The 25,419-nt window shown below is 32.5% G+C and carries 26 protein-coding genes; 3 read left to right on the forward strand and 23 right to left on the reverse strand.

The genetic code is table 11. The features are described from left to right. Positions 1–42: 42 nt before the first annotated feature. From R3L15_RS06295 to R3L15_RS06370, 16 genes are all read right to left on the reverse strand, one after another. Positions 43–765 carry a LytTR family DNA-binding domain-containing protein gene (locus tag R3L15_RS06295; RefSeq protein ID WP_338734114.1) on the reverse strand — a complete coding sequence of 241 codons (723 nt, stop codon included), beginning with the start codon at positions 763–765 and terminating at the stop codon, positions 43–45. Further along, positions 752–1,843 (reverse strand): histidine kinase, encoded by a 1,092-nt coding sequence (locus tag R3L15_RS06300; protein ID WP_338733929.1) that lies wholly within the window; start codon positions 1,841–1,843, stop codon positions 752–754. Before R3L15_RS06300 ends, R3L15_RS06295 begins: the two co-directional genes overlap by 14 nt. Positions 1,844–1,973: 130 nt before the next feature. Further along, positions 1,974–3,371 (reverse strand): alpha/beta fold hydrolase, encoded by a 1,398-nt coding sequence (locus tag R3L15_RS06305; RefSeq protein WP_338733930.1) that lies wholly within the window; start codon positions 3,369–3,371, stop codon positions 1,974–1,976. 88 nt (positions 3,372–3,459) lie between these two features. Then, positions 3,460–3,912 (reverse strand): hypothetical protein, encoded by a 453-nt coding sequence (locus tag R3L15_RS06310; protein ID WP_338733931.1) that lies wholly within the window; start codon positions 3,910–3,912, stop codon positions 3,460–3,462. A 114-nt stretch (positions 3,913–4,026) separates the two neighbouring features. Beyond that, positions 4,027–4,683 carry a hypothetical protein gene (locus tag R3L15_RS06315; protein ID WP_338733933.1) on the reverse strand — a complete coding sequence of 219 codons (657 nt, stop codon included), beginning with the start codon at positions 4,681–4,683 and terminating at the stop codon, positions 4,027–4,029. Continuing rightward, a complete protein-coding gene (locus R3L15_RS06320; protein WP_338733934.1) occupies positions 4,667–5,158 on the reverse strand; it encodes a sigma-70 family RNA polymerase sigma factor in 492 nt (163 codons plus the stop codon). Before R3L15_RS06320 ends, R3L15_RS06315 begins: the two co-directional genes overlap by 17 nt. 332 nt (positions 5,159–5,490) lie before the next feature. Then, positions 5,491–6,378, reverse strand: coding sequence for a toxin-antitoxin system YwqK family antitoxin (locus R3L15_RS06325; protein ID WP_338733936.1), 888 nt, complete (start codon positions 6,376–6,378; stop codon positions 5,491–5,493). Between the two features lie 239 nt (positions 6,379–6,617). Continuing rightward, positions 6,618–8,045, reverse strand: coding sequence for an amidohydrolase family protein (locus R3L15_RS06330; RefSeq protein ID WP_338733938.1), 1,428 nt, complete (start codon positions 8,043–8,045; stop codon positions 6,618–6,620). 99 nt (positions 8,046–8,144) lie between these two features. Next, on the reverse strand, positions 8,145–8,768 hold the full coding sequence (locus tag R3L15_RS06335) for a hypothetical protein (RefSeq protein ID WP_338733940.1): 624 nt from the start codon (positions 8,766–8,768) through the stop codon (positions 8,145–8,147). Positions 8,769–9,037: 269 nt separating this feature from the next. After that, entirely contained in the window at positions 9,038–9,670 is a 633-nt protein-coding gene (locus tag R3L15_RS06340; RefSeq protein ID WP_338733942.1) for an NAD(P)H-dependent oxidoreductase, read from the reverse strand. A 4-nt stretch (positions 9,671–9,674) separates the two neighbouring features. Continuing rightward, on the reverse strand, positions 9,675–10,724 hold the full coding sequence (locus R3L15_RS06345; RefSeq protein ID WP_338733944.1) for an NAD(P)-dependent alcohol dehydrogenase: 1,050 nt from the start codon (positions 10,722–10,724) through the stop codon (positions 9,675–9,677). Between the two features lie 10 nt (positions 10,725–10,734). After that, positions 10,735–11,154: an OsmC family protein gene (locus R3L15_RS06350; RefSeq protein WP_338733945.1), complete on the reverse strand. Its 420-nt coding sequence runs from the start codon at positions 11,152–11,154 to the stop codon at positions 10,735–10,737. A gap of 12 nt (positions 11,155–11,166) precedes the next feature. Beyond that, positions 11,167–12,264, reverse strand: a complete 1,098-nt coding sequence (locus tag R3L15_RS06355) for an alkene reductase (protein WP_338733946.1) — start codon at positions 12,262–12,264, stop codon at positions 11,167–11,169. Between the two features lie 162 nt (positions 12,265–12,426). Next, entirely contained in the window at positions 12,427–13,002 is a 576-nt protein-coding gene (locus R3L15_RS06360) for a Crp/Fnr family transcriptional regulator (protein WP_338733947.1), read from the reverse strand. A 105-nt stretch (positions 13,003–13,107) separates the two neighbouring features. Beyond that, a complete protein-coding gene (locus R3L15_RS06365) occupies positions 13,108–15,942 on the reverse strand; it encodes a pitrilysin family protein (RefSeq protein WP_338733948.1) in 2,835 nt (944 codons plus the stop codon). Between the two features lie 148 nt (positions 15,943–16,090). Beyond that, positions 16,091–17,437, reverse strand: coding sequence for a T9SS type A sorting domain-containing protein (locus R3L15_RS06370; RefSeq protein ID WP_338734116.1), 1,347 nt, complete (start codon positions 17,435–17,437; stop codon positions 16,091–16,093). A 211-nt stretch (positions 17,438–17,648) separates the two neighbouring features. On the opposite strand from R3L15_RS06370, the gene R3L15_RS06375 reads away from it, so the two are divergent. Then, a complete protein-coding gene (locus R3L15_RS06375) occupies positions 17,649–17,942 on the forward strand; it encodes a DUF3817 domain-containing protein (protein WP_338733949.1) in 294 nt (97 codons plus the stop codon). Further along, a complete protein-coding gene (locus tag R3L15_RS06380; protein ID WP_338733951.1) occupies positions 17,943–19,187 on the forward strand; it encodes a mechanosensitive ion channel domain-containing protein in 1,245 nt (414 codons plus the stop codon). A gap of 54 nt (positions 19,188–19,241) precedes the next feature. Here the strand turns inward: R3L15_RS06380 and R3L15_RS06385 are convergent, their stop codons facing one another. The 4 genes from R3L15_RS06385 to R3L15_RS06400 all read right to left on the reverse strand — a co-directional run bounded on the left by R3L15_RS06385 (position 19,242) and on the right by R3L15_RS06400 (position 21,796). After that, positions 19,242–19,943: an OmpA family protein gene (locus tag R3L15_RS06385; protein WP_338733952.1), complete on the reverse strand. Its 702-nt coding sequence runs from the start codon at positions 19,941–19,943 to the stop codon at positions 19,242–19,244. Between the two features lies 1 nt (position 19,944). Further along, on the reverse strand, positions 19,945–20,421 hold the full coding sequence (locus R3L15_RS06390) for a lipocalin family protein (protein ID WP_338733953.1): 477 nt from the start codon (positions 20,419–20,421) through the stop codon (positions 19,945–19,947). A gap of 97 nt (positions 20,422–20,518) precedes the next feature. Continuing rightward, the gene (locus R3L15_RS06395) at positions 20,519–20,905 is read right to left on the reverse strand and encodes a hotdog domain-containing protein (RefSeq protein ID WP_338733955.1); all 387 of its coding nucleotides are present in this window, start codon (positions 20,903–20,905) and stop codon (positions 20,519–20,521) included. Between the two features lie 3 nt (positions 20,906–20,908). Beyond that, the gene (locus R3L15_RS06400; protein ID WP_338733957.1) at positions 20,909–21,796 is read right to left on the reverse strand and encodes a DUF72 domain-containing protein; all 888 of its coding nucleotides are present in this window, start codon (positions 21,794–21,796) and stop codon (positions 20,909–20,911) included. 176 nt (positions 21,797–21,972) lie between these two features. On the opposite strand from R3L15_RS06400, the gene R3L15_RS06405 reads away from it, so the two are divergent. Beyond that, a complete protein-coding gene (locus tag R3L15_RS06405) occupies positions 21,973–22,389 on the forward strand; it encodes a glyoxalase (protein WP_125468451.1) in 417 nt (138 codons plus the stop codon). Here R3L15_RS06405 and R3L15_RS06410 read toward each other — a convergent pair. The 3 genes from R3L15_RS06410 to menD all read right to left on the reverse strand — a co-directional run bounded on the left by R3L15_RS06410 (position 22,382) and on the right by menD (position 25,326). Beyond that, positions 22,382–23,059 carry a DUF2461 domain-containing protein gene (locus R3L15_RS06410; protein ID WP_338733958.1) on the reverse strand — a complete coding sequence of 226 codons (678 nt, stop codon included), beginning with the start codon at positions 23,057–23,059 and terminating at the stop codon, positions 22,382–22,384. The genes R3L15_RS06405 and R3L15_RS06410 overlap by 8 nt on opposite strands. Before the next feature lie 80 nt (positions 23,060–23,139). Next, positions 23,140–23,478, reverse strand: coding sequence for a DUF2853 family protein (locus R3L15_RS06415; protein ID WP_338733959.1), 339 nt, complete (start codon positions 23,476–23,478; stop codon positions 23,140–23,142). Positions 23,479–23,565: 87 nt separating this feature from the next. Continuing rightward, a complete protein-coding gene (menD, locus tag R3L15_RS06420; protein ID WP_338733960.1) occupies positions 23,566–25,326 on the reverse strand; it encodes a 2-succinyl-5-enolpyruvyl-6-hydroxy-3-cyclohexene-1-carboxylic-acid synthase in 1,761 nt (586 codons plus the stop codon). Positions 25,327–25,419 lie beyond the last annotated feature (93 nt).

The raw sequence follows: 25,419 nt of genomic DNA on the forward strand, positions 1-25,419 counted from the left end.
AATAAATGTAAATGAACGTTATAAAATTAAACGATTGCAGCTTTATAGACTGTTCCAGTTTTTAAATTTAACAGATTGTCTGCTAGATACTTCTACCTTTTCTCCAGTAGTTAATATTATTTGTAATTTATTATTGAAGTATGGATGAATCTCTTTGATGTAGTGTATATTAATCATTTGGCTACGATTAACACGGAAAAAGACTTTAGGGTCTAATTTTTCTGCTAATAAATTTAAAGAGCGCTTTATCATTGCTTTATCCGAACCAAAATAAAGACGTGCATAATTTTCTAAAGATTCAATAAAATAAATATCTGTTAGTGGAATGAAATGACATTTTTCACCATCTTTTATGAATATCTTTTGATGCATCGGTAAGGTTGTAGGCTCTAATTTTACCCTATTAGAAAGTTCTTCCTTCACTTTTTCAATAGTTTTAGAAAAACGTTCATCTCTTAAAGGTTTTACTAAATAATCTAAAGCGTTCATCTCAAAAGCTTTTACAGCGTATTGATCGTAAGCTGTTGTAAATACAACGTCTGGCACATTGGTTAACTCTTCCAATAAATCAAACCCAGATTTCCCTGGCATGTGGATATCTAAAAACAATAGATCTGGCTGTAAGTCTTCAATTAAAGTTATGGCCTCATCTACATGACTTGCTTCGCCTATAATTTCAAACTCTTGATGTTTTTCTAATGCACGTTTTACTTCTTCTCTCGCCAAACGTTCATCATCAATGATTATGGTTTTATATCTTTTCATCTTCAATATGCAATGGAATTATTATTTCTGCAACTACACAGTCATTTACTTTCTCTTTTAAACTAAAACTAGCCTTGCCTTTATATTGGATGTCTAGGCGTTTTTTTAAGTTTTTTAAACCTAGCCCAGCACTTTTTTCGGTATTAATTACTCCTGGGTTCTCAACAGTAATACAAATATTAGCATCCTGCTTATTTATTTTTAAGAAAACAACACCACCTCCAACTTTTAAGTCGATTCCATGTTTAATGGCATTTTCAACTAACAACTGAATACTTAACGTGGGAATCTTATAATTAATGAGTTCATTATCAATATTGGTTTTTAGTTGTAGCCGTTCTTCAAAACGCATTTTTTCTAATTCAATATAATCATAAACTAGAGCAAGTTCATTTTTAATAAATATTAAACCTTTGTCTTTTTCATATAATGATGACCGCAATAAATCTGATAATAAATCAATTGCTCTTCTTGCCACGTTAGGATTTTCAATTACCAACGATTTAATTGAGTTTAAGGAATTGAATAAGAAATGTGGATTTAATTGAGCTGATAAATTATCTAATTGAGCTTGTTTAGCTATTAAAGATAATTGAGCATTTTCTTTAGCTGTAACAACTTCCTTCTGATAATAATGATACAGGTGATACGCCAAAATCCAAATAGACATTAATCGTAGTCCTGTAAGTAATATTGGATCCCAATAAATAATAGCCTGTAATAAATTTTTATTCTCGCCTGCTATGAAAGTCCAGTAGGCATACCATTTTAAATTATTCAATAACACATATAAAACAGCTAATAAAAGTATGGTAGGCACTAAACGGATTAGTAATTTTTTTATAGGTAAACTACTCCATTTTGCTTTTAAGGCAAATTGTCTGTACATATGTGTTAAAAATATTCCAATGGAAATATCTAATACATAATTTAACAGCGTATAAAAAATGCCGTAATTATCTCTTGTATATACTGTATATGCCCAATAAATAGAAACGGCACTCCATCCTATTAATTGACATTTCCAATAAAGAGATAGTTTTGTATTACTATTATTTGTTTTTTTATTGATATCCATTCCTAAACAAAGCAACAAAATACTTTAAAATAGTGAAAGAAAAAGTACAGGAACGTCAAATATGAGGTTTAAGTGCTATTATAAAATTGCATACTACGCTTTAACCTTTCGCTTTCTTAATCCGAACAAATCAATTTACATGCTCTAAAACCCAGCTCGATACTTCTTTTAATGCGATTGGGGAAAATGTTTGCTCAATCTTTCTATACTCATCCATCTTTCCTGTTTCACACTCTTGAAAGAAGTGGTTTAAGTTCTCTAATTCTATGATTTTATAATCCTTGTTGCCGCCTTTAATCAAAGCTTCACGTATACCATTCTGATTTATTTTGGCATTTACTTGGGTATCTTTACTACCGTTTAAAGACAACACAGGGATTTTCAATTTCTCGATTTCGTCAGCTGGGTTGTACTGTAAAAAATAGCGCGACCAAGGTTTTATACTTGTGTTTACCTGATTCTCTATAAATGCATTGATGTTTTTTTCAGGTACGTTTAAATCTTTTAAAATGGGTCTTATAAAAGCATTGTAATGTGCTGTTAATTCTGTTTTAATTTCAGGCTCACTTTTATCAGAAGTAACAATGGCTATGGCTTTTCTTGCGTTTTTCTCATAAGTTACTTCATCTTTTACAGGAAATTCTCTTAATGTTTTAGACTGCATTATAGATAATTCAGTTCCAGAAATACTAGTAGAGGCAAGCAATACCATAAAAGCAACATCGTTTGTATTATTTGCCGCTAATGGTGCAATAATACCACCTTCACTATGGCCAATTAACCCAATGTTCTTTTTATCAACGTCCTTTCTGGTTTTTAAATAAGCGATGGCACTTAGCACATCTTTAGAAAAATCTTCTGTGGTTGCATTTCCAAAATCTCCTGTAGATGCTCCCTGCCCACGATCATCAAAACGCAATACACCAATGCCTTGTTTTGTAAGATGGTCTGCCAATACTAAAAAAGGTTTGTGTCCCATAAAGGTTTCATCTCTGTCTTGTGGGCCGCTTCCACTAATTAAGATAGCCACAGGAAATGTACCTTCTTTACTAGGTAAGGTTAACGTACCTGCTAAAGTGATATTGGCTTCCTTATTTTGAAACATCACCTCTTCTTCATAATAAGGATAAGGTTTTACAGGTTCTTGTGGTCTTCGTTGGTCTGCTACTTCTACAGCACCTTTCTTTAAATTCAGAGCCATTTCTATACCACCTTCTTTATAGGTGCCTTCAAATTGTTGCAGTTCAGCATTGTAGTTTGCTACATAAGACATCCCCAAATTTGAACCATCAATCGTTAGCTTTCCGTTTGTATAAGTAGTTGTCGCTGGTTTTATACCAAAAATCCTAAAGGTAGGCACATTCATTATGGAAGAATAGTTAGCACCTTCTTGTGTAATGTTAAACACAAAGGTAATTTCTTTATCACCTCTTTTGGCTTTTCCGCTCCAATCTCCAGAGATTTCTTGAGCATATAAGCTTACTATTGATAGTATAAATACAATTATTAATGTTGAAATAGTTTTCATTTTAGGATGTTTTTTACTAGCCGAAAAGTATTCGACATTTACTTTTTAAAATAAATACTGTGATTTTTTGTGTTTCTAGTGCTACTAATTATAGCATATTTCCAGCTGCTTTAGCTTGTGCATCTTTGCTACGCCCCACTATTGACCCCACTAGCATGCCGCCAATTAATCCTAAAGAAATACCTAGTGAGCGTTCTAAGTTATGTAAAATTGCGACTCCAAATAGTAAACCAAATACTAATCCTAATCCACCATAAAAAGTTGTATAATAGCCTTTTGTAGTTAAGGAAAATGTATCTTTTAAGTATTTTTTAAAATCATTAATCGCTTTCTTATAATATTTTTTTCTATTCTCAGGATTCGATTTTAAGTTTAAATGATCCAATTCTGCTTCTATAGATTGAATTTTAGTATCGGATAAATTTTTATTTTCTAAACTGGTTATAATTTGAATAAATTCTTGGTAAATCTTAATCTCAAATTTACTACTTGTCTCGGCTTCTAAACTTTCAAAAAAGTTAATGGCATTTTTTAGTGTCATAATATTTACTGTTTTCTTGGTTAGTGGCAGAAGTCAAAAAATATTACATGCGACACCTGATTTTTTTTGAAAAAAATTAAAAACCAACAGTTTACAAGACTTAAGAAGCTTTTTTTAACGTCTTAAACTTTCTATATCTGTCATTAATTCATCTAGTTTTCTGAATATCCTTCCATAAACAATGTTCAAATCCCATTTATAAATCCGACCTCCAAAATACGCCAGTAAAACTAAAATTAATAGGACAATGACGACTCCTATCAGCGGAATTCCATTTACCAAATATATGTCAGGAAAACCAATGAGAATTTTGTCTACAAGTCTTTCACCTAAAGGCATTCCTTCGGCATCTTTAAACCAAAATCCTAAAAGCATTGATATAAATATCATTGGGTACAAAAATCTTGAGAATTTCTTATTTATCGATATCTGTTTATTTTTCCATTGGTTAAATGCTTTTAAATATTGATAACTACTGTCACCCAAATCTATTTGCTCTAAATCATTTAATAACTTTTTATTGAAATATACAAGCACCCAAAGCATCACAAAAAATATAATACCTGTTATTGGTATTCCGATAAAATATGAGACTACTAAAAAAGCAAATGAGAATACAACAATTGCAATTAAGTTGATTCTAAACATCCGTTTAAATTTATCAATGATATGAATTGATTTTTGGCTATACAGGTTATTGATTTTTGGTGCAACTAAGGCATCACTTTTAAGAAACCCCTCTTTCCAAATATTTTCAATAGATTTTTCCATCTAATATTTTTTTTAATCTCATTTTAATTCTTTTCACTCGTACTCCAATATTATTAGGATTTGTTCCTATAATTTCAGCAATTTCCTTTTGCGATTTTTCTTCTAAATACAACATAATGATTGCTCTATCTATTTCTGACAATTTTCTAATAGCGTCGTATAATAAATTTAGAGACTCGTCTGAAAATGCAAAGTTGTCCTCTGTTTCTTCTGCTGTTATAGAATCAGATGCAAAATGTTGAACATTATTTTTCTTTTTCTTAAGTAAGGTTAAACAAACGTTTAATGAAATCCGATACACCCAGGTGCTCCACTGAGATTCCTCACGAAAGTTCTCTTTACTTCTCCAAATTTGTAAACACACTTCTTGGTAATAATCTTCAAAATCTTCTTGCGAGTTTGTATACGCCCGACATAATTTGATAATTATTCCTGCAAAAGGTAAAATGGATGTTTTATAAAAATCGCTACTCAATAGTATTCTTTTATTGGTTAGTGGCTAAATAAAAGATTTATTACAGGTAGAAGATAGGTTTTTTTTTAATAAGTAGCATTGGTTCTAGAAAAATTGCATTTATAATTACTTAGTAATAAATCTATAATTTAAAACCTAATGAATTTCCTTTGCTTGACTGATAGTTGTTTAATTTTCGCTAAAGTGTTATAATTTATTCGGTTAACCCATCACAGAAATATTCGTTTTCAATAGTATTACTCATATTGACGAATGGTAAAACTGCTATGGGTTTTGGTTGATCAATCTATTATTATGACTAATGTAAATTTCAACAAAAATTATATTTTATTTTAATGCTTTTCGTTTCTAATTAAACCACCATATTTATCGTAAAACTTCCAGACGCCTATTTTTTCGTTATTTTGGTAATAGCCTGTGCTTTTTAATGCCCCATTATCGAAATACTCGTTCCATTTACCTTCTTTTTTACCATTTAAGAAACTTCCTATCATTTCAATCTCATTATTAGCATAATACGATCGCCACTCCCCTTCAGGTATCCCATTTTCAAAATTGCCAGCACTAGTTAGCAGTCCATTTTCATCGTAATACTTCCACACTCCTGTAGCCTTATCATTTGCATAGTTTCCTATTTTTATTAATACGCCATTCTTATTGTAAAATTTCCATTCATTAATCTTTCTACCCCAATAATAGCTACCTATTGAAGATAACTGACCATTGGCATGATAATATTTAGCTAAACCATGTTTAACACCATCTTTATACATAATCTCATCCTCTTTCTCTTTCTTTGCTTTAGTATCTGTAATAGCACTATAGCGTTTTAACAGTGCTACAGCTTTACTTGTTTCACCAGTACTTATATGCATTTTCATTTGATTGCCGTCTACTTCTATCTGAACTTTTTGGTCTTTCAATTCATCAACAGAAATTTTGTACCAATCTTCTCCTATTTTATTAAATATTCCCGGGTCTGCTTTTATTTCTTCACAATCTGAATTAAAATCCTTAGTCATTATTATGCCTTCCTTTAAAAACTCAATGTAAGACACACATGATTTGTTGCTATTTTGTTTTACAGTGTTTTCTAATTCAGAATCACTATAAAAATCGGTTTTTACGGGCACCCATTTTCCTATGATGCTTTTTGATACTTGGGCTGTTAGGTGAATACTAAGGAATAAAAAAGTAATGGTGATTAATGTAGATTTCATTATTAGGTTAATTCTGTTAGGGTTAATATTGAAACCTCGAATTTAAGAAAAACGTGTTAAGTTTTTGGATAGAGATACAGCTTTCTTCTATGTATTTCAAAATATAATTTGATATTTTAAAAGAAACTTCCTATAGTTATTAGTGTATAAACTACTAATGCAAAAATACTACATAGTGTTAGATTAAATTCTTATGGGTTTCCTAAAAAGATAACTATTTCATATATGAAAATTATTTTTTAATAATCATTTAAACTGTTTATAAGTGCATTCCAATCGTAATTTTCTTTATTGGCATTATTCCAATTTTCTACCCCTAACAGCATGGAATCAATTTTTGTTTCATCAAGCCATTTTCCATTTACAAATACTCCTGAAATTTTACGTGTATTGCTAATATTTAACAATGGGTTGTCTTCAAGTAAAATTAAATCTGCAAATTTGCCCATTTCTATGGTTCCAACTTTATCATCAATTTCAAGCCATTTTGCTCCTAGTCTTGTTCCTGAAGCTAATGCTTCTTCATTAGTTAAACCAGCTTCTACTAATAGTTTAAGTTCGTCGTGCAATGAAAATCCCCAAACAATACCAGAGGTGCCAGCGTCGGTTCCTGCAACCATAGGAACGTTATTTTCTTTAAAAGCTTTAACAATTAGTTTATGAAAATCAGCCTGGTGTTGGAAATACTCAATTAGTTCTTCAGATGCGCCATTGTAACGATTTGCAGTTAGCCATTTACTTTGCATGAGTGGATGCACATACTTAAAGCTTTGCAAATCTTGAATACTTTGTAATGATTTTGCTTGTTTAATAATGGATTCCATATTGCTTAAATTCGGAATTAACCGCGTACCATTTTCTTTTGCTAAGCGAGCAAACTCTTTGGCTTTTTCATAACTATAATCGTTAGTTTGCTTAGACAATTCTTCGGCGTGTGCAATTAAACCAAAATGCGGAATAAAAAAATCTTTGCCTGGCTTTCCTTTAAATACAGTTGGAATGTGCCCAACAACTTTCATGTTTTGCTGTTTGGCTTCATCTATTATTGCCTTAAAGGTTTCTTCGTTTAATTGGCTATAAACTTTAATAAACTCGTATTGTTCGGCTTTTGCTATTCGTACAGCTTGCCTTCCGTCAGATGGATTTGTTGCTGTCATACTCATTCCTTTTCCATCAATTAAGGCTGCTAGAGCTATCCTTGGTCCAATAACATCGCCTCTAGTAATTTCATTACGTTGTCCTATATGTTCTGGCTTTGCGCTTAATTCAAAAACAGTTGTCACACCATTTGCAACATACAATGTCATTAAATCTTGCGTATTATAATTTACTAACGGACCTTTTGTTGGATACATAACAAAAGGGCTAGAACTTGCAAGATTATGAACGTGCATATCGATTAATCCTGGAATGAGCCACTTACCTGTTCCATCGATTATTTTTGCATGCTTTGGAATTGCTCCATTAATGGATTGGATTTTTGTGTGTTGTATTACAACAGTAGCATTTTTAATGACCGTATTGTCTTTAGTCATTGGGATGACATTCACATGTGTTATAGCGTAAGTGTCATTCGCTTGTTTATCTGAATATAAATTTAACTTGTCTTGTGCGTTTACATTGAAGCTAATAACAATAAATAGCGATAGAAGTTTTAAGTATTTCATTTTTGATGATTGATTGATGATATACTTAATAAGACAAAAAAACACTGTATTTGTTACAGATGAATTTTATAAAAAACTAAAAGAATAAAAATATTATCCCTATTCTATAACTGCTGGACGAAGCACAATATCCTTTTCGGCTAGATAATAGTTTTCTTTTTTTAACGTGGTAAGAATACAATTTACACCCTTTTTAGCAATACGTTTACGGCAACGTTTCGTTAAAAACGGATCATCATCAAAAATAAAGTCTGGTAAATTATACTCTAGCTCACCAGCAACTTTAACGCTCGCATAAATACGACGTAATTCTTTACTATGCGCGTATGATCCTGGTATAAATGTGTAAAAAGTATATTCGCCTTTAGCATTGGTTTTTACCCAACCACGATGGTAAACATACCGTTTCTCACTTTTAGTACGAACATCAAACTTACCATTCTCATCGGCATGACGTATAAACACAATCACATCCTTGGCAGGAGTTACACCGTCAGCCTGATATACGATACCTGTTAATTTTAAAGGGGTTTCTTTCAATTGAAAATCTGGAATACTATCAACAGTATTTAAGTCAGTTTCTGTAAAATCGTAAATAGCATGACGCGAAGCATAATCAAAAGGGACATCTTCAGTAACCTGTATTGCTGCATCTTGTGCAATAACATACTGTCCTAGTGATAAACTCCCTAAAAGACTTAAAATAATTCGTAATGTTTTCATGAAAATAGCATTTAATACACTCAAAATTAAGCTACTAAATATGCACTATTAAAAAAATCATATGAAAGCATTAAAAAAACGATAAACGTAACCACCACACTCCCAATAACTTATTTTATCGATGTATGGCGACACCCATTTAAAAGAACAAAGTAAGATATAATAAAAAAAGCAGCCCATTATGACGGACTGCTTTTGTCAACTAAACTAACCAATCAAAAAAAACACTACAAGCACCGTAGTGTATTTTGTGTAATACATATTTATCTTTAAACAAGCTCTGTAATAAACTTATCTTTTGGTGTACGCACTTTTTTCATACCAACCAACCAGTCGTTATTATCATCTCTATAACCTAATGTTAATACCAAAGCTGACTTTAAGCCTTTTTTATTTAACTCTAAAAGATTATCTAGCGCTTCAGCATCAAAACCTTCCATTGGGGTTGCGTCAACTTTTTGCTCGGCAGCAGCTGCTATAGCCATACCAAACGCAATATACGCTTGTTTAGCTGTATGGTGCGCGTGCCACTCCTCACCTAGTGGTTCGTATAATCCCCACAAACGCTCTTTATAAGCATCCATAGTATCACTTGGTAAGTTGCGTTCTTTTAATGTCGCTTGAAATACATTCTCTATACGATCTAGAGTGTAATTATCCCAAGCTGCAAATACCAATACATGCGATGCGTCGACAATTTGACTTTGGTTAAACGCTATAGGTTTTATCTTTTCCTGCAGCTCTTTATTAGTAATAACAAGAATCTCATAAGGTTGGAGCCCTGATGATGAAGGTGCTAAACGCGCAGCTTCTAATATGTAATCTATTTTTTCTTGTGGAACGGTCTTTCCGTTCATCGCTTTAGCGGCATAACGCCACTGTAAATCATTAATTAAACTCATATTATTATTTAAGGGATTTCATATCGATAACAAATCGATATTTCACATCTGACTTTACTACTCTGTCGTAAGCGGTATTAATATCTTGCATATTTATCATTTCAATATCTGAAACAATGTTGTGCTCGCCACAAAAATCTAGCATTTCTTGGGTTTCTTTAATACCTCCAATAAGAGATCCTGCTACACGTTTACGTCCCATTATAAGTCCTCCACCGTGGAATGGTTCTAATGGTTCGACTGCACCAACAATAACCATTGTGGCATCTATTTTAAGTAACTGAATGTAAGGATCCATTTTATGCCCAACAGGAATGGTGTTAAGTATAAAGTCGAAACTTGCTGCATGTTTTGCCATATCCTCTTGGTCTGTCGAGATTAAAACATCGTCTGCACCAAGCGCTTTTGCATCGTTTCCTTTTTCTGGTGATGTTGTAATCATAACAACTTCGGCACCAAGAGCATGAGCAAACTTTACGCCCATATGGCCTAAACCTCCAAGTCCTATAACACCTACTTTATCGCCTTTTTTCACATTCCAATGGCGTAAAGGCGACCACGTTGTAATACCAGCACATAGTAGTGGTGCGGCGCCAGCAGGATCGATATTTTCTGGCACACGTAACACAAACTCTTTATCTACAACTACCATAGTAGAATAGCCTCCATAAGTTTGTTGCCCTTTTATGTGTTGGTCTGCACTACCATAGGTAAAAGTAGCGCCATTTTCACAAAATTGTTCAAGATCGTTTTTACAGGAATTACATGTTTGACAGGAATCAACCATACATCCTACACCTACTAAATCGCCTACTTTAAAATTGGCTACGTCATCGCCAACAGTAACCACACGACCGATAATTTCATGTCCTGGTACAACAGGGTACTTTGCCCCGCCCCATTCGTTTCTAGCAGTGTGAATATCACTATGGCATACACCACAGTACAAAATATCTATTTTAACGTCAGTTTCTCCTACGTCTCTTCGTTTTATATCTAAGGGTTCTAAAGCGTTTTCTGGCGCTGTAGACCCGTATGCTTTAACTGTTGTCATAGTATTCTTTTTATTGATTAAGACTAATATGTAATTTAATATCGGTATCTAGTAATTTTGAAATAGGGCAAACATTTTTAGCGTTTGTAGCTACTTCTTTAAACTTATCTTCACTAATACCAGGTACATCGGCTTGTAAATTAAGCTCTATTTGTACAATACTACCATCTTTAAAGTTTACTGAGGCAGCAACATCTAATGTGTTTGGTGTTACACCTTCTTCTCCTAATAAAAAACTTAATTGCATGGCAAAGCATCCTGCATGAGCTGCCCCTACAAGCTCTTCTGGATTGGTACCATCACCATCCTCAAATCTTGTATGAAACGAATAGCTTGTATTGTTTAAAACTTTACTATCTGTTGTTAACGTGCCGCTTCCTTCTTTTCCGGCTCCTTTCCATACTGCTTTTGCGTGTCTTGAAAATTTCATAGTTGTGTGTGTTTAATTGGTTTTATTTAATTCTGCTTTTTTATAATCGGTATAGCCTTTTTCACCTTGCGTGTAAAAGGTATCATTGTCCCATTGGGTTAGTGGAATATTATGCTGAAACCTTTCAACTAAATCTGGATTAGATATAAATGGTTTACCAAAAGCTACCAAATCAGCTAAGCCATTAGCTATAGCTTTATTTCCAGATTCTTGAGTAAATCCTGCATTAATCATTAGTGTGCCATTATATAGTGGTCTAAAATGAGCTGCTATATTGGTTACAGCATGAGGCACATTAGAAACATCGGTAAACGGCTCAGATAAATGCACATAAGCTAAATTATAATTGTTAAGATTTTTAATGATATACTCAAAAGTAGGTATTGTTTCTTCGTCAACAGTTATACCAAATAAGCCATGTAAAGAGGGGTTAAACCTAACACCTATCTTATCTTCTGGCATGACTTGTTTCACCGCATCTAATACCTCGAAAAAGAATCGACTTTTATTTTCGGCATTCCCACCATATTCATCTGTTCTTCTATTAGAACAATTACTAAAAAATTGATGAAATAAATACCCGTTTGATGAGTGTATTTCTACACCATCAAACCCAGCTTCCATAGCATTAACTGCTGCATTTTTAAAATCAGCAATGGTTTGCTTAATATCCTCCTTTGTCATTTCACGAGGGGTTACAGTATCTTTAAATCCGTTAGGTGTAAATGATTGTGCTTTAGGATTAATAGCTGATGGTGCTAATGGTAATTCGCCATTATGAAAATCAGGATGTGATATACGACCAACATGCCATAATTGAATAAAGATTTTTCCACCTTTATCATGAACGCGTTGGGTAACATTTTTCCAGCCTTCAACTTGTGCTTTACTGTGTATTCCTGGTGTGAATATATACCCTACAGCTTGTTCAGAAACTTGCGAACCTTCAGTAATAATTAATCCTGCCGATGCTCTTTGCTCATAATACAACGCATGCATTTCTACAGGTTGTTTTTCGGTATTTTCGGCACGACTTCTCGTCATAGGTGCCATAACAACTCGGTTTTTTAGGGCTAATTTGTCGTAAGGTTTTAATAGTGATTGTGACATTGGTTTAGTTTTAAGCTTAGGATTTTTTATTGTCTTTAAGATACTACATTTTAGCCATTACTAAAGTATCTTTAGTAACCTTTTCATTGTACTAAAACAATTTAATACAAAATTAAAGGACGTATATTAAAATATAATTGACCTAAATCAATTCACAAAACTTTAACCTTTCAACTGCTTACGCACACGACTTAAACTTTCTGGAGACATCCCTAAATAGTTCGCAATATGGTAATTAGGAACCCTATCTTGAATAGTAGGATAAAGTACTTTAAATTCCTGATAACGTTCTTTAACCGAATTGTGTAGTGTTGATAAAATACGTTTTCTCTGAGCAATAAAAGCATTAGTAACTAAAGTACGGAAATACCTTTCAAAAATAGGCGCTTCTAATAAGAGTTGGTTAAACTGCTTTTTACTAAGCGCAAGTAAAGAGGCATCTTCTATAGCTTGAATGTATAGTTTGGATGGGGTGTTATTAAAATACGCGTCAAAATCTCCAATCCACCAATTTTCAATAGCAAATTGTACAATGTGTTTATTACCTTTAGTATCTAAATAATACGCAATTAAACAGCCTTTTTCAACGAAATACTCATTATGAATGAAGGTATCAGGCTCTAATAAAAATGCTTTTTTCTTAATATTAACAGCCGTCAACTTTGATGTAAAGACCTGCAAATCATTAGCTGATGCCTTTACATAGTTAGTTATATGTTTTTCAATGTTTTGATACATGTCGGTTTATAAATACAGAGGTATTATCGCACATGGTAAATATACATATTAAAAAAACGACGCATAGAGATACGTCGCTTTTTACTGGTTTTATTTTATTTAGTTCTATTTTACTTTATTGCCTTGAATATCTAATTCTACCATAGGTTTTCCTAACTTTTCAACTTCCTGCCATTGTGTTTCTTTATCACCTACTACCACATAAAGCATGTCTTCTTCTTGTAGGTATTTGTTAATCATGTTATGATAATCGCTTAACGACATGGCTACTAATTCATTTTGATCCTGCTTTACAAAATCTACTGGTTTATTGTATTTACTAATATCTTGCAACATACCAAGTTTTGCACCTAGGCTTTCTAATGCTCTTGTGTTTCCTTTAAGTAGTTTGTCTTTAGTTATATTCAATTCTTCTTCACCAAAGTTATCAGCATAACTAGCGACCATATCTTTAATAATTTCTAAAGATGCTAAGGTGGCGTTTGCTCTTACACTAGAGTTTATATAAAATGGCCCTACTTCTTTACTTTCACGTATTCCAGAATATGCTCCATAAGTATATCCTTTTTCTATACGTAATGTTTGAAATAAGCGTCCGCTTGAACCACCTCCTAAAATCTCGTTAGCATAAGCTAGATTATTGGCTTCTGGGTTCGTTTCAGATAAAACTAATTTACCTATATATAATACCGATTGTTTAGATCCTGGTACATCAACAAAATAAACCGTGTTTGTTTTAGGGGTTTCTGGTAAATTGTACTGCGGATGTATTGATTGAGGGGTATTCCAGTCGTTTAACACTCCAGCTACATTCATAACTTGAGATTGATTTAAATCGCCCACTACGTGTAAGTTAGCACCTTCTGGAGATAGTTTACTATAGAACGCCTGAAGGTCTTCTATAGAGATGGTCTTGGCTGTTTCCAAGGTTCCTGAAGTTGGCACTCCAAAGTTATGGTTGTCGCCATACAGTAATTTTGCATAAACGTTATATGCTATTCTTCTTGGGTTGGATTCGCTATCCTTTAAACTAGTTTCTAAGGCTTGTTTTAAACGGGTAAACTCTTTCGTATCCCAACGAGGTTCTAAAATAATTTCTTTAACCAGTTTCATGGTTTCCTCAAAGTTTTTAGCCAAACATGATCCTGAAATATGCATATCTTCTGAAGCTGCATACATGTTAATACTAGCTCCTAAAAGACCAATTGCTTCTTCTAACTCTGCTGGGGTTTTATTGGCTGTACCTTCCATCATAAGGTCTGTGAATAAATTAGCAACTCCAGATTTTCCTTCTGGATCCATTAAATGTCCTCCAGGAATGGTAATGTCGAACTGTATTAAAGGCACTTCATTATTCTCAATGCCATAAACAGTTAAGCCATTCTCTAAGCTCTCTTGGTAAACTTCTGGTGTTTCAAACAATGGTAATTCTCCAAAAGGTGGTTCACTTCTATCATATTTAGATGGTGTTTTTTCGTATTCGGCTTCTTCACCTTGACTTACTTCTTCGCTTGCTACATCTTGTTTTACTTCTTCAATCCACACTTCAGCTTTATCTGCATTTGTTATTGCTAATTCCAATTGTCCTTTGGGTACAACGCTTGTCATAACATAATTGGCATTTTTTATGTACTTGTTATAAACGCGCATAACATCTTCTGGGGTAACGGCTTTAGTAAGCTTAGCTGTTTGCGTGATGTAGCTTGGGTCTCCATTAAACTCGTTATCTTGAGCTAATTGAAAAGCCTTGTTTAACACAGTACTTACACCACGATATAGGCCTGTTTCTAATTCAGCTTTAATACGCTTTAAATCTTTTTCGCTAACACCTTGCTCTTCAAAACGTGTTAACCCTTCATTTATAGCTAGTTTTACACTATCTAAATCTGTTCCTGCATTGGCACGAACTCTAAATATAAACTCTCCTGCTAACTCGCTACTACTTTGGTAAGCACCAATGTTAGGAGCTAATTTCTTTTCTTCAACCAGCACTTTATATAACGGCGCTTTTTTACTACCGCTTAATAAATTACCTAATATTTGTAAGGCGTAAGTATCTTTATGATATTCTTCTACGGTAGGTATTACTATACGTAGTTCAGGTAGTTTTGCAAAATTATCTTCGAAGTATAACGACTTTGTTTCATTTAACGTTACGGACATAGGTTGTAGTGGTTCTACATCTGGCCCTTTTCTAATTTCACCAAACCACTGTTTTACTTTTTGCTTTGTTTCAGCAACATCAATATCGCCTGCAATAACCAAAGTCGCATTTGCAGCGCCATAATATTTATTGTAAAACTCCTTAACATCGTCAATTGTAGCGGCTTGTAAATCTGGCAACTGACCAATAACTGTCCAATTGTAAGGATGCCCTTCTGGATATAAGTTTTTACGAATAATTTCATCGGTATAGCCATAAGGTGCATTATCTACACGTTGGCGTTTTTCGTTTTTCACCACTTGCTTTTCTCGCTCTAAAGCTGCTTTGGTAACCGTATTTATCATGTAACCAAAACGATCGGAATCGATCCACATAATTTTATCGAAGGCATCTTTAGGAACCACTTCATAATATACCGTACCATCACTCCAAGTTCCACCATTTCTACTTCCTCCCCACTCCGGAATCATTTTTCTATTAGCGCCACGTGGCACATTCTCGGAATCATTAAAACTCATATGCTCAAAAAAATGAGCAAACCCAGTTCGGCCAGGTTTTTCTCTATTAGATCCTACATGCATCATGGTTGCTACAGCCACAATAGGATCGCTATGATCTTCGTGTAAGATGACTTCTAGTCCATTATCAAGTGTGAACTTTTCATAATTAATTTTAAACTCTGTTGGTTTTACTTCGGCCACTTCTTCTTGTGTTTTTTCTTTGCATGAAACTAAAAAAACAATAAGTAATGTGAGTGATAATTTAAGGTATTTCATTTGTGCTAATTTGTTAATCTAGATAAAAATACACATAAATGGTGATGCATTTAATTAATGTAAAGTTAAAATTAATAAAGTGACACTATAAACTAACTGATACGAGAACTATTTTAAAAATACAGTAATTATTACTTTTAAACTATAGTTATTTTATAACTAGTTTTTGGGTTATATTTTCTTGATGAGAAAACAATTTTAACATGTAAATACCTGATTGTAGATTGCCTAAATAAATTTCTTGACTATTTATATTTTGTAAATCTGTTGAGAACACGGTTTGACCATTTAACGTATATACGGTTAACTTTCCATTAATAGCAAACTCTGTTTTAATTGTAATTTTACCCTTAGTTGGGTTAGGAAATATTTGTAAGCTTGATATATTATCTAGTTTTTCCTGTTCAACAGATAAAGCATTACACTCTGTCTCATTTTCAACAAAATGACACGAACTCCCTACACTCCAGTCTTGTAAATATGAAGCGCTAGTATCATCAACATAAATACAAGAAAGATTTGTGTTTTGCAGCATTTCTAGCTCAACTATATTATGATTATTTTGGTTTCTTAAATCTACATTTGAAAGTGTGTTATTGTTAAACCTAAGACGTCTTACATTGCTGCAGTTTGAAAAATCTAGAAAACTAATGTTATTATTATCTGCATAAGATGTGATTAAATCGTTTGCATTAGAAAAATCTAAAGCATTAATATTATTATTACTACAAAATAAGCGCTCTAAATTATGGCTTGAAGAAATATCTAACGCTGTTATAGTATTATTACTACAGTCTATATACTTTAACATAACGTTATTAACCAATGATAACGATGATAAATCATTAGAGCCACAAGATAAAAACTCTAACTGAGTATTACTAGAAACGTCTAGATTTCCTATGGGGTTAAATGTTGTTGTAAGACTTTTTAACTCGATATTACTTGTAATATTTAAACTAGATAAATTATTTGAATAACAATTTAGTCGCTCAAGATTATGATTTTGTGTAACATTCAAATTAGATAAATTGTTTAAACTACACTCTAGTATTTTTAAAGAAGGATTGTTTGTTACATCTAAACTTGACAATATATTAGAATTAACATAAAGCTCTCTTAACTTAGTATTGTTAGACACATTTAGAGATAACAAACTATTCTCCTGTAAATCTAACTTTTTTAACTCTGTGTTTTGTGATAAATTTACATTTGATATATTATTTCCAAAACAGAATAAATATTTTAAATTAGAAAATGCTTCTATACCTGATAAATCACTAATAAAACTATGATCCAAGTTTAAGTACTCTACAGTAATAGCATCACTATTTAAAATATTACCATTTAAACCATTAGTATCAATCCCTATATTAATAAGAGCTTGTTCAAAATTAGAATCTGGAATTAGGGTTGTTTGGGCAAACACGCCTCCTCCTATTACTAACCATAGGATAATTATACATTTTTTTAATTTGTTATTAAACAGATACATCACTACCAATAGCCTACTTTTAAATACTCTTATAAGTAAAACTATTATTAATTTTAAATAATAAATATTTTAATCGTTGTTAGTTAGTTTTATCCGATAAGTTACTGTTTTATACGCAAATACAATATTTATCATTTAAATTATTATTAACAAATATTCGTGAATAATTAAGGGTTTAGATTGTATTTTTGCATTTAAAAACCCATTCTGTATGAAATTACTTATATCTGTATTTAGAATTATTGCCTTATTGGAAGGTATTTCTTATATTCTGCTTCTTTTTATTGCTGTTCCTATTAAGTATATAGGTCATGATCCACAATATGTGAAATTATTAGGTATGCCACACGGACTTTTATTTGTTGGATACATTGTTTTAGCTATATTAATAGGCAAAGAATTACAATGGAAAACCAAAACATTTACCCTTGTTATTTTGGCATCGATAATTCCTTTTGCTACATTTTATGTAGATCAAAAAATTTTAAAACAACAAACCGTTTAAATGACCAACTACAAACAGTTTTTCTTTAATTATTTTACCGAATTAGGTATTGGTGAAACTACAGCAACATATTTAAATATGTTTGCCTTCGCCATTATTTTATTAGTATTAATACTGGTTTCTGATTTCTTAGCTAAAAAAGTACTCGTTAGAGCTTTCCATACATTTGCTTACAAATCAAAAACACATTTCGATGATATGCTTATCGAGCATAAAGCTCCTAACTATATTGCACATTTAGTTCCTTTATTAATTACATTAAAACTTTTTCCTGTTGTTTTTGAAGATTTCCCTGGATTTGAATCACCCATAGAAAAGCTTATTAAAATTTACGGCATTGTTTTATTTATCTGGATTTTACGTAGTGTTTTAAAAACGTTTGAAAGTTATTTTAAAACCAAACCTAGATTAAAAGACAAACCTATAGATAGCTATATCCAAGTTGTCCTGTTATTCTCTTGGGTTGTAGGCATTGGCTTTGCCTTTGTTGTTATTTCCGATATCTCTATTTGGAAATTTTTCACCACATTAGGCGCTGCTTCTGCTGTAATGCTGCTTATTTTTAAAGACACCATTTTAGGGTTTGTCGCTAGTATTCAAGTAGCTGTAAACGATACGATAAGAATTGGCGACTGGATTACTATGGAGAAATATGGTGCCGACGGCGATGTTATAGAAATAAACCTGTCTACTGTTCAAGTACAAAACTTCGATAAAACCATAACCAATATCCCTACATACGCATTAATATCGGATGCGTTTAAAAACTGGCGCGGCATGAGCCAGTCTGGTGGCAGACGGATTAAACGCTCTATTATAATAAAAGCAAGTAGTGTTCATTATTTAAGTGAAGATACAATTGATGAGCTTAAGAATATTCAATTAATAACAGATTATTTAAACACCAGGCAATCTGATATTAACAATTTTAATGAAAAAAACAACATAGACAAATCGTTACTTATTAATGGTAGAAACCTTACCAACTTAGGCGTGTTTAGAAAATATGTGCAATCGTATATTGAAAACCATCCGGCTATTAATAAGGATATGACAATTATGATTCGTCAACTTGCACTAACACCGCAAGGCATTCCATTAGAGATTTATGCCTTTAGCAGCGATCAGCGTTGGGAAAATTACGAATATATTATTGCCGATATTTTCGATCATTCCTTATCCGCAGTACCCTATTTTAACCTTGAAGTTTTCGAACTTAGTTTAGACGCGAAAACTCCTGAATAAACAAAAAAGGCAACTAAAACTTAGTTGCCTTTTCTTTTGGTAAAAATTACTGTACTAATTACTATTAGTCTTAGCTTCTTGAATCATATCTTCATTAGGCACTATTGCGACATTAACACGACGGTTTTTGGCGCGACCTTCAACTGTATTATTATCGTATTTAGGTTGTGTTTCGCCAAACCAGTTAGTTGTAAACCTTGAGGCACTTAAACCTTGTTGTACAAAATAATCTTTAACTGAATTCGCTCTATTTTTAGATAACGTCATATTATAATTCTCATCTCCTCTACTATCGGTATGCCCAACTACTAAAACATTTGTATCTGGATAATCTTTAAGTACAGCCGCTAGTTTGTTTAATGTGGTTTGTGATGCCGCATTAATATTATACTTTTCTGTAGCAAAGTAAACACCACTATTTTCATCAAAAGTGACTACAATACCTTGATCTACGCGCTCTACTTCTGCTCCTGGAATTTCTTCTTCAATACGCTTGGCTTGTTCATCCATTTTATGACCAATTAAAACGCCAGCGCCACCACCAACAACACCACCAATAACAGCGCCTAACTCACCATTTCCGCCTTTTCCAACATTGTTACCAATAATAGCACCAATAATAGCGCCACCAGCCGCTCCAATAGCAGCTCCTTTTTGTTTATTGTTTGCATTTTTTGTTGCTTCGCAACTAATTAAACTTATTGAAAAGATTACAGCTAACACAATAGCTGCATATTTATTACCTGTTGTTTTCATATTATTCATTTATTTTAGAAAAGTTCATATAAATAGTAAACGGTTTTCCTTCTAAAGACACCGATTGTTGCCATTGCATACTTGTTTCACTTAACTGCGCGAGTTTTACACGAAAGCCGTGATTTGTTTCAGATTTGTGTTTTGAGTTTGTTGGTTTTAATAGAAAGTCATACAGTCCTGACTCTTTATCAACTTCATCTATAGTAAAAACAAAATGACGATCTTCTGAAGCGTTACAATCACTCCCCGTTAAAGTATAAATTCCTGTGTTATTATTAGGAATAAATCGCCAAGTACTATTTGTAAAACAATCGGTTGAAGCATCGCTAAATAGCGTTACATTAAACTTTCCCGATTCACTGTAAGTAATAGCATCTAATGTCCAATAGCCTTTCATAACTCTTTTGGAGACAGACTTTGTGGAGCCACAAGAAACCAAGACAAAAGATAATAGTAATAGTAAAAAGTTGTTTTTCATATTGTGAAGGTTTTAAGTTAATTTAAAGTGTTCTTATTTACACCACTATAATTTACGAATAATACTACAATCTTAGATGCTGTAAAGCCATTAAGTTTTAACTCAACCTATCTTTTACGTACTCTATCTTGGTTTTACCATGTGGTGTTGGTTTACCATCTTCGCCAAGATTAACCATAATAATATTGTCTATTGTTAAAATGGTTTCTCGTGTCATTTTATTTCTAGCTTCGCAATGTAACGTTAAGGAGGTTTTTCCAAAATTTACTACTTCAATACCAAGTTCAACAATATCACCTTGTTTTGCTGAACTTTTGAAATTTATTTCGGACATAAATTTTGTAACAATACGCTTATTTTCTAATTGAATAAGTGTATATAATGCAGCTTCTTCGTCAATCCATGCTAAAAGCCGACCTCCAAACAATGTACCGTTTGGATTTAAATCTTCGGGTTTTACCCATTTTCGTGTGTGAAATCTCATATTTTATAATAATTTACTTTGATTGTTATTATTTGGTATGGTTAGGTTATATCCTAATTCGGTATTTAATTTTTCAATAAAATAAGCCGCTAATAAAGGGGATTCTTTTTCAATATTTTGATGAATAAAAAAATCTATTTCCTTAATACCTTGCTCGCTCCATTCTTTTATACGTGTTATCCAATCGTCTAACCTAGAATAATCTGATGTATGGTTAGCACCTACATAACGTACAAAGGCTGTAGGGCTTGTTAAACGCATATGCATTAAATCGCGCCTTCCTGCAGTATCTACAATAACGTTGGAAATGTTATTTTTTTCTAACAAATCGTATAATTGGTTTGCAACAACCTCGTCATTATACCATTTGGTATGCCTAAACTCTATAGCTAGTGATACTTCTTTAGGCCAACTCTCTACAAAATTCACAACACGGTTAAAATCTTTTGGTGCAAAATTGTTGTGCATTTGTAAAAATATAGTGCCTAACTTTTCTTTTAAATTGGAGGCATTATATAAATAATTCTCTACAACTTCTTTTACCTCATTTAATCGTTTCCAGTGACTAATTTCCTGATTTAGTTTTGGGAAAAACTTAAACCCTTTTGGAGTTTTATTGTACCATTTTTCGAATTGCTCGGCAGGAAAAATTCTGTAAAATGTAGCATTAAGTTCTATGCTATTAAATTGTCTTGAGTAATACTCTAGCTCGTCTTTTGTGCCTCGTGGATAAAACCCTTTTAAATCGGCTCTGTTCCATTTGGCACAGCCTACATAAATTTCGGGTACATTATCATCTTTCGCTTTATATAAAACTCTAACTGTGTCTATATGGTCTTGCGGTAAGGTAAAATCGATTGTTTCTGGATTATCTACGCTTCCAAACTTCATATGGTGTTCTTTTTACGTAAAGATACTCGATATTCTTAAGCCATACCAACAACAAGCATAACAAAGATTTATATATACATGCTAAAAAGTTATTGTTAATAACCTTGTTAACATCAATTTATGTAATGGTTTACTTGAGACAACTATCTTTTTAAATTTATTGAAAACTTCTAAAGATGAACAACAGAAACCAAGACCTCTTACAGTGTCGTCCTCAAATTAGTTCAATAGTTTTTCCAGAGAATATGAGTAACGACGAGCGTTTTCAAAATAAAACGCTAAGACCTATTATTAAACTCCAAAACGATTTGTTTGTTGAAGTATTTAGAAATTATGCCAATAAGCATAAAAATGTGTTTTACGATTTATCTAACGAAAAGCAAATAGATTATATTGAAAACGCCATACATAAGGATATGAAGTTTAGAAATTCGCTTAAAGGTATGGTAATTGGACTTTTTACAGTAGATGAATACAAGTTTTACATTACCAATTCATCGGCTTTAAATAAACGAATGATGAATTTGGTTAAAGAACGCTTGATAGATAATTTAATGATGTTACAAAAACACCATGTGTTACAAGCTATATAATAGATTCGCCATTTAAATTGGTGGTTAACACATCGCTCATATAATCGAAGAAAGGCCTAATCGCTTTAAAGTTTTTATCGACATCATCTATAAAATCTTTTGATGTTACTTGAGCATCGGTGTATGTTTTGGTGAAAATGTATTGTTTCTTTTTAATAAGATCGATTGCTGGGTGTTTTTTATCAAATCCGCGTGGTGCTGTTTTAACTTCATCGCCAACAATAGTACCCCAAACCGATTTAAACGATTCTTGAGTTATAATATTTCTAATTTCATCATCATCTATTTCAAACTCTTTCCTTATTCGTAATAAATCTTCTTTATTGGGTTGCCAAAACCCTGTTGCGATAAAAGATTGATTATTTGGTGCAATGTGTAAATAATACCCGCCACGAAGTTCTGGTTTGTTTCTATGAAATGATCCACCAAAATGAGTTTTATATGGTAGTTTATTTTTTGAAAACCTAACATCTCTATAAATACGAAACATTTTTAGCTTATCTACCGCATCATGCTTATTTAATAATCCTAACAGATTATTATAGATTTGTTTAACATCTTTTTCTATTGCCTTAAACTCTTTTTTATGTTCGTTAAACCACTCTCGGTTGTTATTATTTTCTAGTCTTTTAAAAAACGTAAGAGCTTCTTTTGGTATTGCTGTTTCCATAGGATATAATTATATTTAAAAATAAAAAACGCCACTAATTTAGCGGCGTTTTTTTTAAATATATTTTGATAATCTGTTTACTAATAAACAGATTCTTTATTAAAATGCTTCGTTAATAAGTAATATACAACCGCTCTGTATTTGTTACGGTTAGACTTACCGTATTGCTCCATAACTTTTGCAATGGCTTCGTCTAGTGCTGGACTATCGCTTAACCCTAATTTTTTAATTAAAAAGTTGTTTTTAACAGTCGCTAATTCAGAATCATCAGAACCAGATACTGTTTCGGCATCTGCATTGTAAATAGATGGTCCTAAACCAACAGTTACTTTGGTTAGTAAATCCATATCTGGAGTTTCACCAACTTTATTTTTTAAATTGTCTGCATACTTTGCAATTAATTCGTCTCTTTTACTCATTTTTATCTTTTTTAGTTAAAAATTTAAATCTCTTAAAGGTAACTATTTTGTAAGACACATAAAAATTTAAAAAGTCACATTTAACGTTTATTTAATGAACTTAAAATAGTTAAGAAGCACCTCATCGTTAATCGTTCTTGGTGTAAAGACTTCTAATAATTTGGGCTGATTTGATGTGTTGAAAAAGTTGTTTAAGCTTTCCTCTAGCTCGCCTAAGTTTTCAGCAGTATTATATTCAAAACCATACATTTCACATAAGTGTTTCGCTGTTAATTCATGTTTAGTTTCAAAAAACCGGTCAAAATTAGAGGTGTTTTTATGCCCTGGAAGAATTCTAAAAATTCCACCTCCGCTATTATTAATTAAAATAACTCTAAAGTTTTCAGGAATATAATTATTCCACAAGGCATTACTATCGTAAAAAAAGCTTAAATCGCCTGTAATAAATATAGTTTGTTTTGTTGTTGACGACCCAAAACCTACTGCGGTACTCATACTACCATCTATTCCGCTAGTTCCTCTATTACAATGAACTTCGATGGTTTTGTTTACATCAAATAATTGCGAATAACGAATAGTAGAACTATTACTTAATTGCATTACCGAATGATCTGGCAACGCTTGAAACACCTTATTATACACAGAAAAATCGCTGTAAGGAACTTGTTCTAAATAACTGTTATGTTTTTGTTTTCGATGTTTTTTAACCGCTTTCCAAGTTGTTTTATAATCACTTTTTCTATGATGTGTTAACTTTGGAATAAAGGTACTGAAAAAGCTATTTGGTGACATTTTTATATGTTTATCCAAACAGAAAAACGTGTCGTTGGCTGCAACAGTATCTATATGCCAATGGTGTTTGGGTTGATGTTTTCGTAAAAAAGCTTTCACTTTTTTAGAAACAATTAAACCTCCAAATGTAACTAGTATATCTGGTTGTAATTGTTCTAATTCGTCATCCATTAAAGGCCAGATTATTTTATCTATACTCGGGAAGAATGCTTTATGATGTAGGTTTGACGTTGTTTCGGTAAAAACTAATACGCTATCATCTTCAGCCAAATCATTCAACCATCTTTCGTCAATACTATCTTTCGGGTTTACACCAACTAAAACTAACTTTTTTGAAGCATTGCTCCAATCATCAACAAGGTCTTTTAATTCTGTTGTATCTATTTTTTGAGGGATTTCCTGAGGAGCAATAACTTTTGGTGTTACTGTTGGTTCCTGTACCATATCGTACAAAGGCTCCTCGAAAGGCACATTAATATGTACTGGACCATTTTTTACAATAGCTTTATTAATAGCTAAGTTAATGTCCTCTTCATTGGCTTCTTGAATTTCTTGTTTAAGCCCTAGAAAACGCTCTAATCGGTTTTCTATATTTTTTATAATGACAGGTTCATCGTCAGACTTGCGCTTTGGAGTATCTTCTAAATCTAGCTTTAAATTGGCCGAATATAAAATATGATTTTTATATACCTCTGGCTGATTAATAGTTTGCCCATCTCCTATGCCTATTAAATATTCTGGTCTATCGGCCGATAATACAACTAAAGGAATATGACTATAAAACGCTTCAGCTATGGCTGGATAGTAATTTAACAAGGCGCTTCCTGACGAACATACTAAGGCCACAGGATGTTTTATGTTTTGTGCAATTCCCATAGCAAAAAAAGCTGCAGAACGCTCATCTACAATACTGTAGCAAGTAAAAAAATCATCTTCTGTAAAACCAATTGTTAATGGAGCACTTCTGCTTCCTGGAGAAATTACAATATGCTTTATGTTTTTTACTTTACAAAGCTGAACAACAGTTTGTGCTAGTGGAATTTTTGGGTAATTCATGTATTATTAAAATGGTATAGCAAAATTAAAGAATCTTAGTGGGTTATTGCGATAATCTGATAATAAACTTATCTACGAAAACAAAAAAGGAGT

The sequence above is a fragment of the Mangrovimonas cancribranchiae genome (assembly GCF_037126245.1).
Lineage (GTDB): Bacteria > Bacteroidota > Bacteroidia > Flavobacteriales > Flavobacteriaceae > Mangrovimonas > Mangrovimonas cancribranchiae.

Bases quoted from the DNA above. Each gene is read 5' to 3' on its own strand.
- R3L15_RS06295 (WP_338734114.1), bottom strand. From the start codon at position 765: ATGAAAAGATATAAAACCATAATCATTGATGATGAACGTTTGGCGAGA.
- R3L15_RS06300 (WP_338733929.1), bottom strand. From the start codon at position 1,843: ATGGATATCAATAAAAAAACAAATAATAGTAATACAAAACTATCTCTT.
- R3L15_RS06305 (WP_338733930.1), bottom strand. From the start codon at position 3,371: ATGAAAACTATTTCAACATTAATAATTGTATTTATACTATCAATAGTA.
- R3L15_RS06310 (WP_338733931.1), bottom strand. From the start codon at position 3,912: ATGACACTAAAAAATGCCATTAACTTTTTTGAAAGTTTAGAAGCCGAG.
- R3L15_RS06315 (WP_338733933.1), bottom strand. From the start codon at position 4,683: ATGGAAAAATCTATTGAAAATATTTGGAAAGAGGGGTTTCTTAAAAGT.
- R3L15_RS06325 (WP_338733936.1), bottom strand. From the start codon at position 6,378: ATGAAATCTACATTAATCACCATTACTTTTTTATTCCTTAGTATTCAC.
- R3L15_RS06330 (WP_338733938.1), bottom strand. From the start codon at position 8,045: ATGAAATACTTAAAACTTCTATCGCTATTTATTGTTATTAGCTTCAAT.
- R3L15_RS06335 (WP_338733940.1), bottom strand. From the start codon at position 8,768: ATGAAAACATTACGAATTATTTTAAGTCTTTTAGGGAGTTTATCACTA.
- R3L15_RS06340 (WP_338733942.1), bottom strand. From the start codon at position 9,670: ATGAGTTTAATTAATGATTTACAGTGGCGTTATGCCGCTAAAGCGATG.
- R3L15_RS06345 (WP_338733944.1), bottom strand. From the start codon at position 10,724: ATGACAACAGTTAAAGCATACGGGTCTACAGCGCCAGAAAACGCTTTA.
- R3L15_RS06350 (WP_338733945.1), bottom strand. From the start codon at position 11,154: ATGAAATTTTCAAGACACGCAAAAGCAGTATGGAAAGGAGCCGGAAAA.
- R3L15_RS06355 (WP_338733946.1), bottom strand. From the start codon at position 12,264: ATGTCACAATCACTATTAAAACCTTACGACAAATTAGCCCTAAAAAAC.
- R3L15_RS06360 (WP_338733947.1), bottom strand. From the start codon at position 13,002: ATGTATCAAAACATTGAAAAACATATAACTAACTATGTAAAGGCATCA.
- R3L15_RS06365 (WP_338733948.1), bottom strand. From the start codon at position 15,942: ATGAAATACCTTAAATTATCACTCACATTACTTATTGTTTTTTTAGTT.
- R3L15_RS06370 (WP_338734116.1), bottom strand. From the start codon at position 17,437: ATGTATCTGTTTAATAACAAATTAAAAAAATGTATAATTATCCTATGG.
- R3L15_RS06375 (WP_338733949.1), top strand. From the start codon at position 17,649: ATGAAATTACTTATATCTGTATTTAGAATTATTGCCTTATTGGAAGGT.
- R3L15_RS06380 (WP_338733951.1), top strand. From the start codon at position 17,943: ATGACCAACTACAAACAGTTTTTCTTTAATTATTTTACCGAATTAGGT.
- R3L15_RS06385 (WP_338733952.1), bottom strand. From the start codon at position 19,943: ATGAAAACAACAGGTAATAAATATGCAGCTATTGTGTTAGCTGTAATC.
- R3L15_RS06390 (WP_338733953.1), bottom strand. From the start codon at position 20,421: ATGAAAAACAACTTTTTACTATTACTATTATCTTTTGTCTTGGTTTCT.
- R3L15_RS06395 (WP_338733955.1), bottom strand. From the start codon at position 20,905: ATGAGATTTCACACACGAAAATGGGTAAAACCCGAAGATTTAAATCCA.
- R3L15_RS06400 (WP_338733957.1), bottom strand. From the start codon at position 21,796: ATGAAGTTTGGAAGCGTAGATAATCCAGAAACAATCGATTTTACCTTA.
- R3L15_RS06405 (WP_125468451.1), top strand. From the start codon at position 21,973: ATGAACAACAGAAACCAAGACCTCTTACAGTGTCGTCCTCAAATTAGT.
- R3L15_RS06410 (WP_338733958.1), bottom strand. From the start codon at position 23,059: ATGGAAACAGCAATACCAAAAGAAGCTCTTACGTTTTTTAAAAGACTA.
- R3L15_RS06415 (WP_338733959.1), bottom strand. From the start codon at position 23,478: ATGAGTAAAAGAGACGAATTAATTGCAAAGTATGCAGACAATTTAAAA.
- menD (WP_338733960.1), bottom strand. From the start codon at position 25,326: ATGAATTACCCAAAAATTCCACTAGCACAAACTGTTGTTCAGCTTTGT.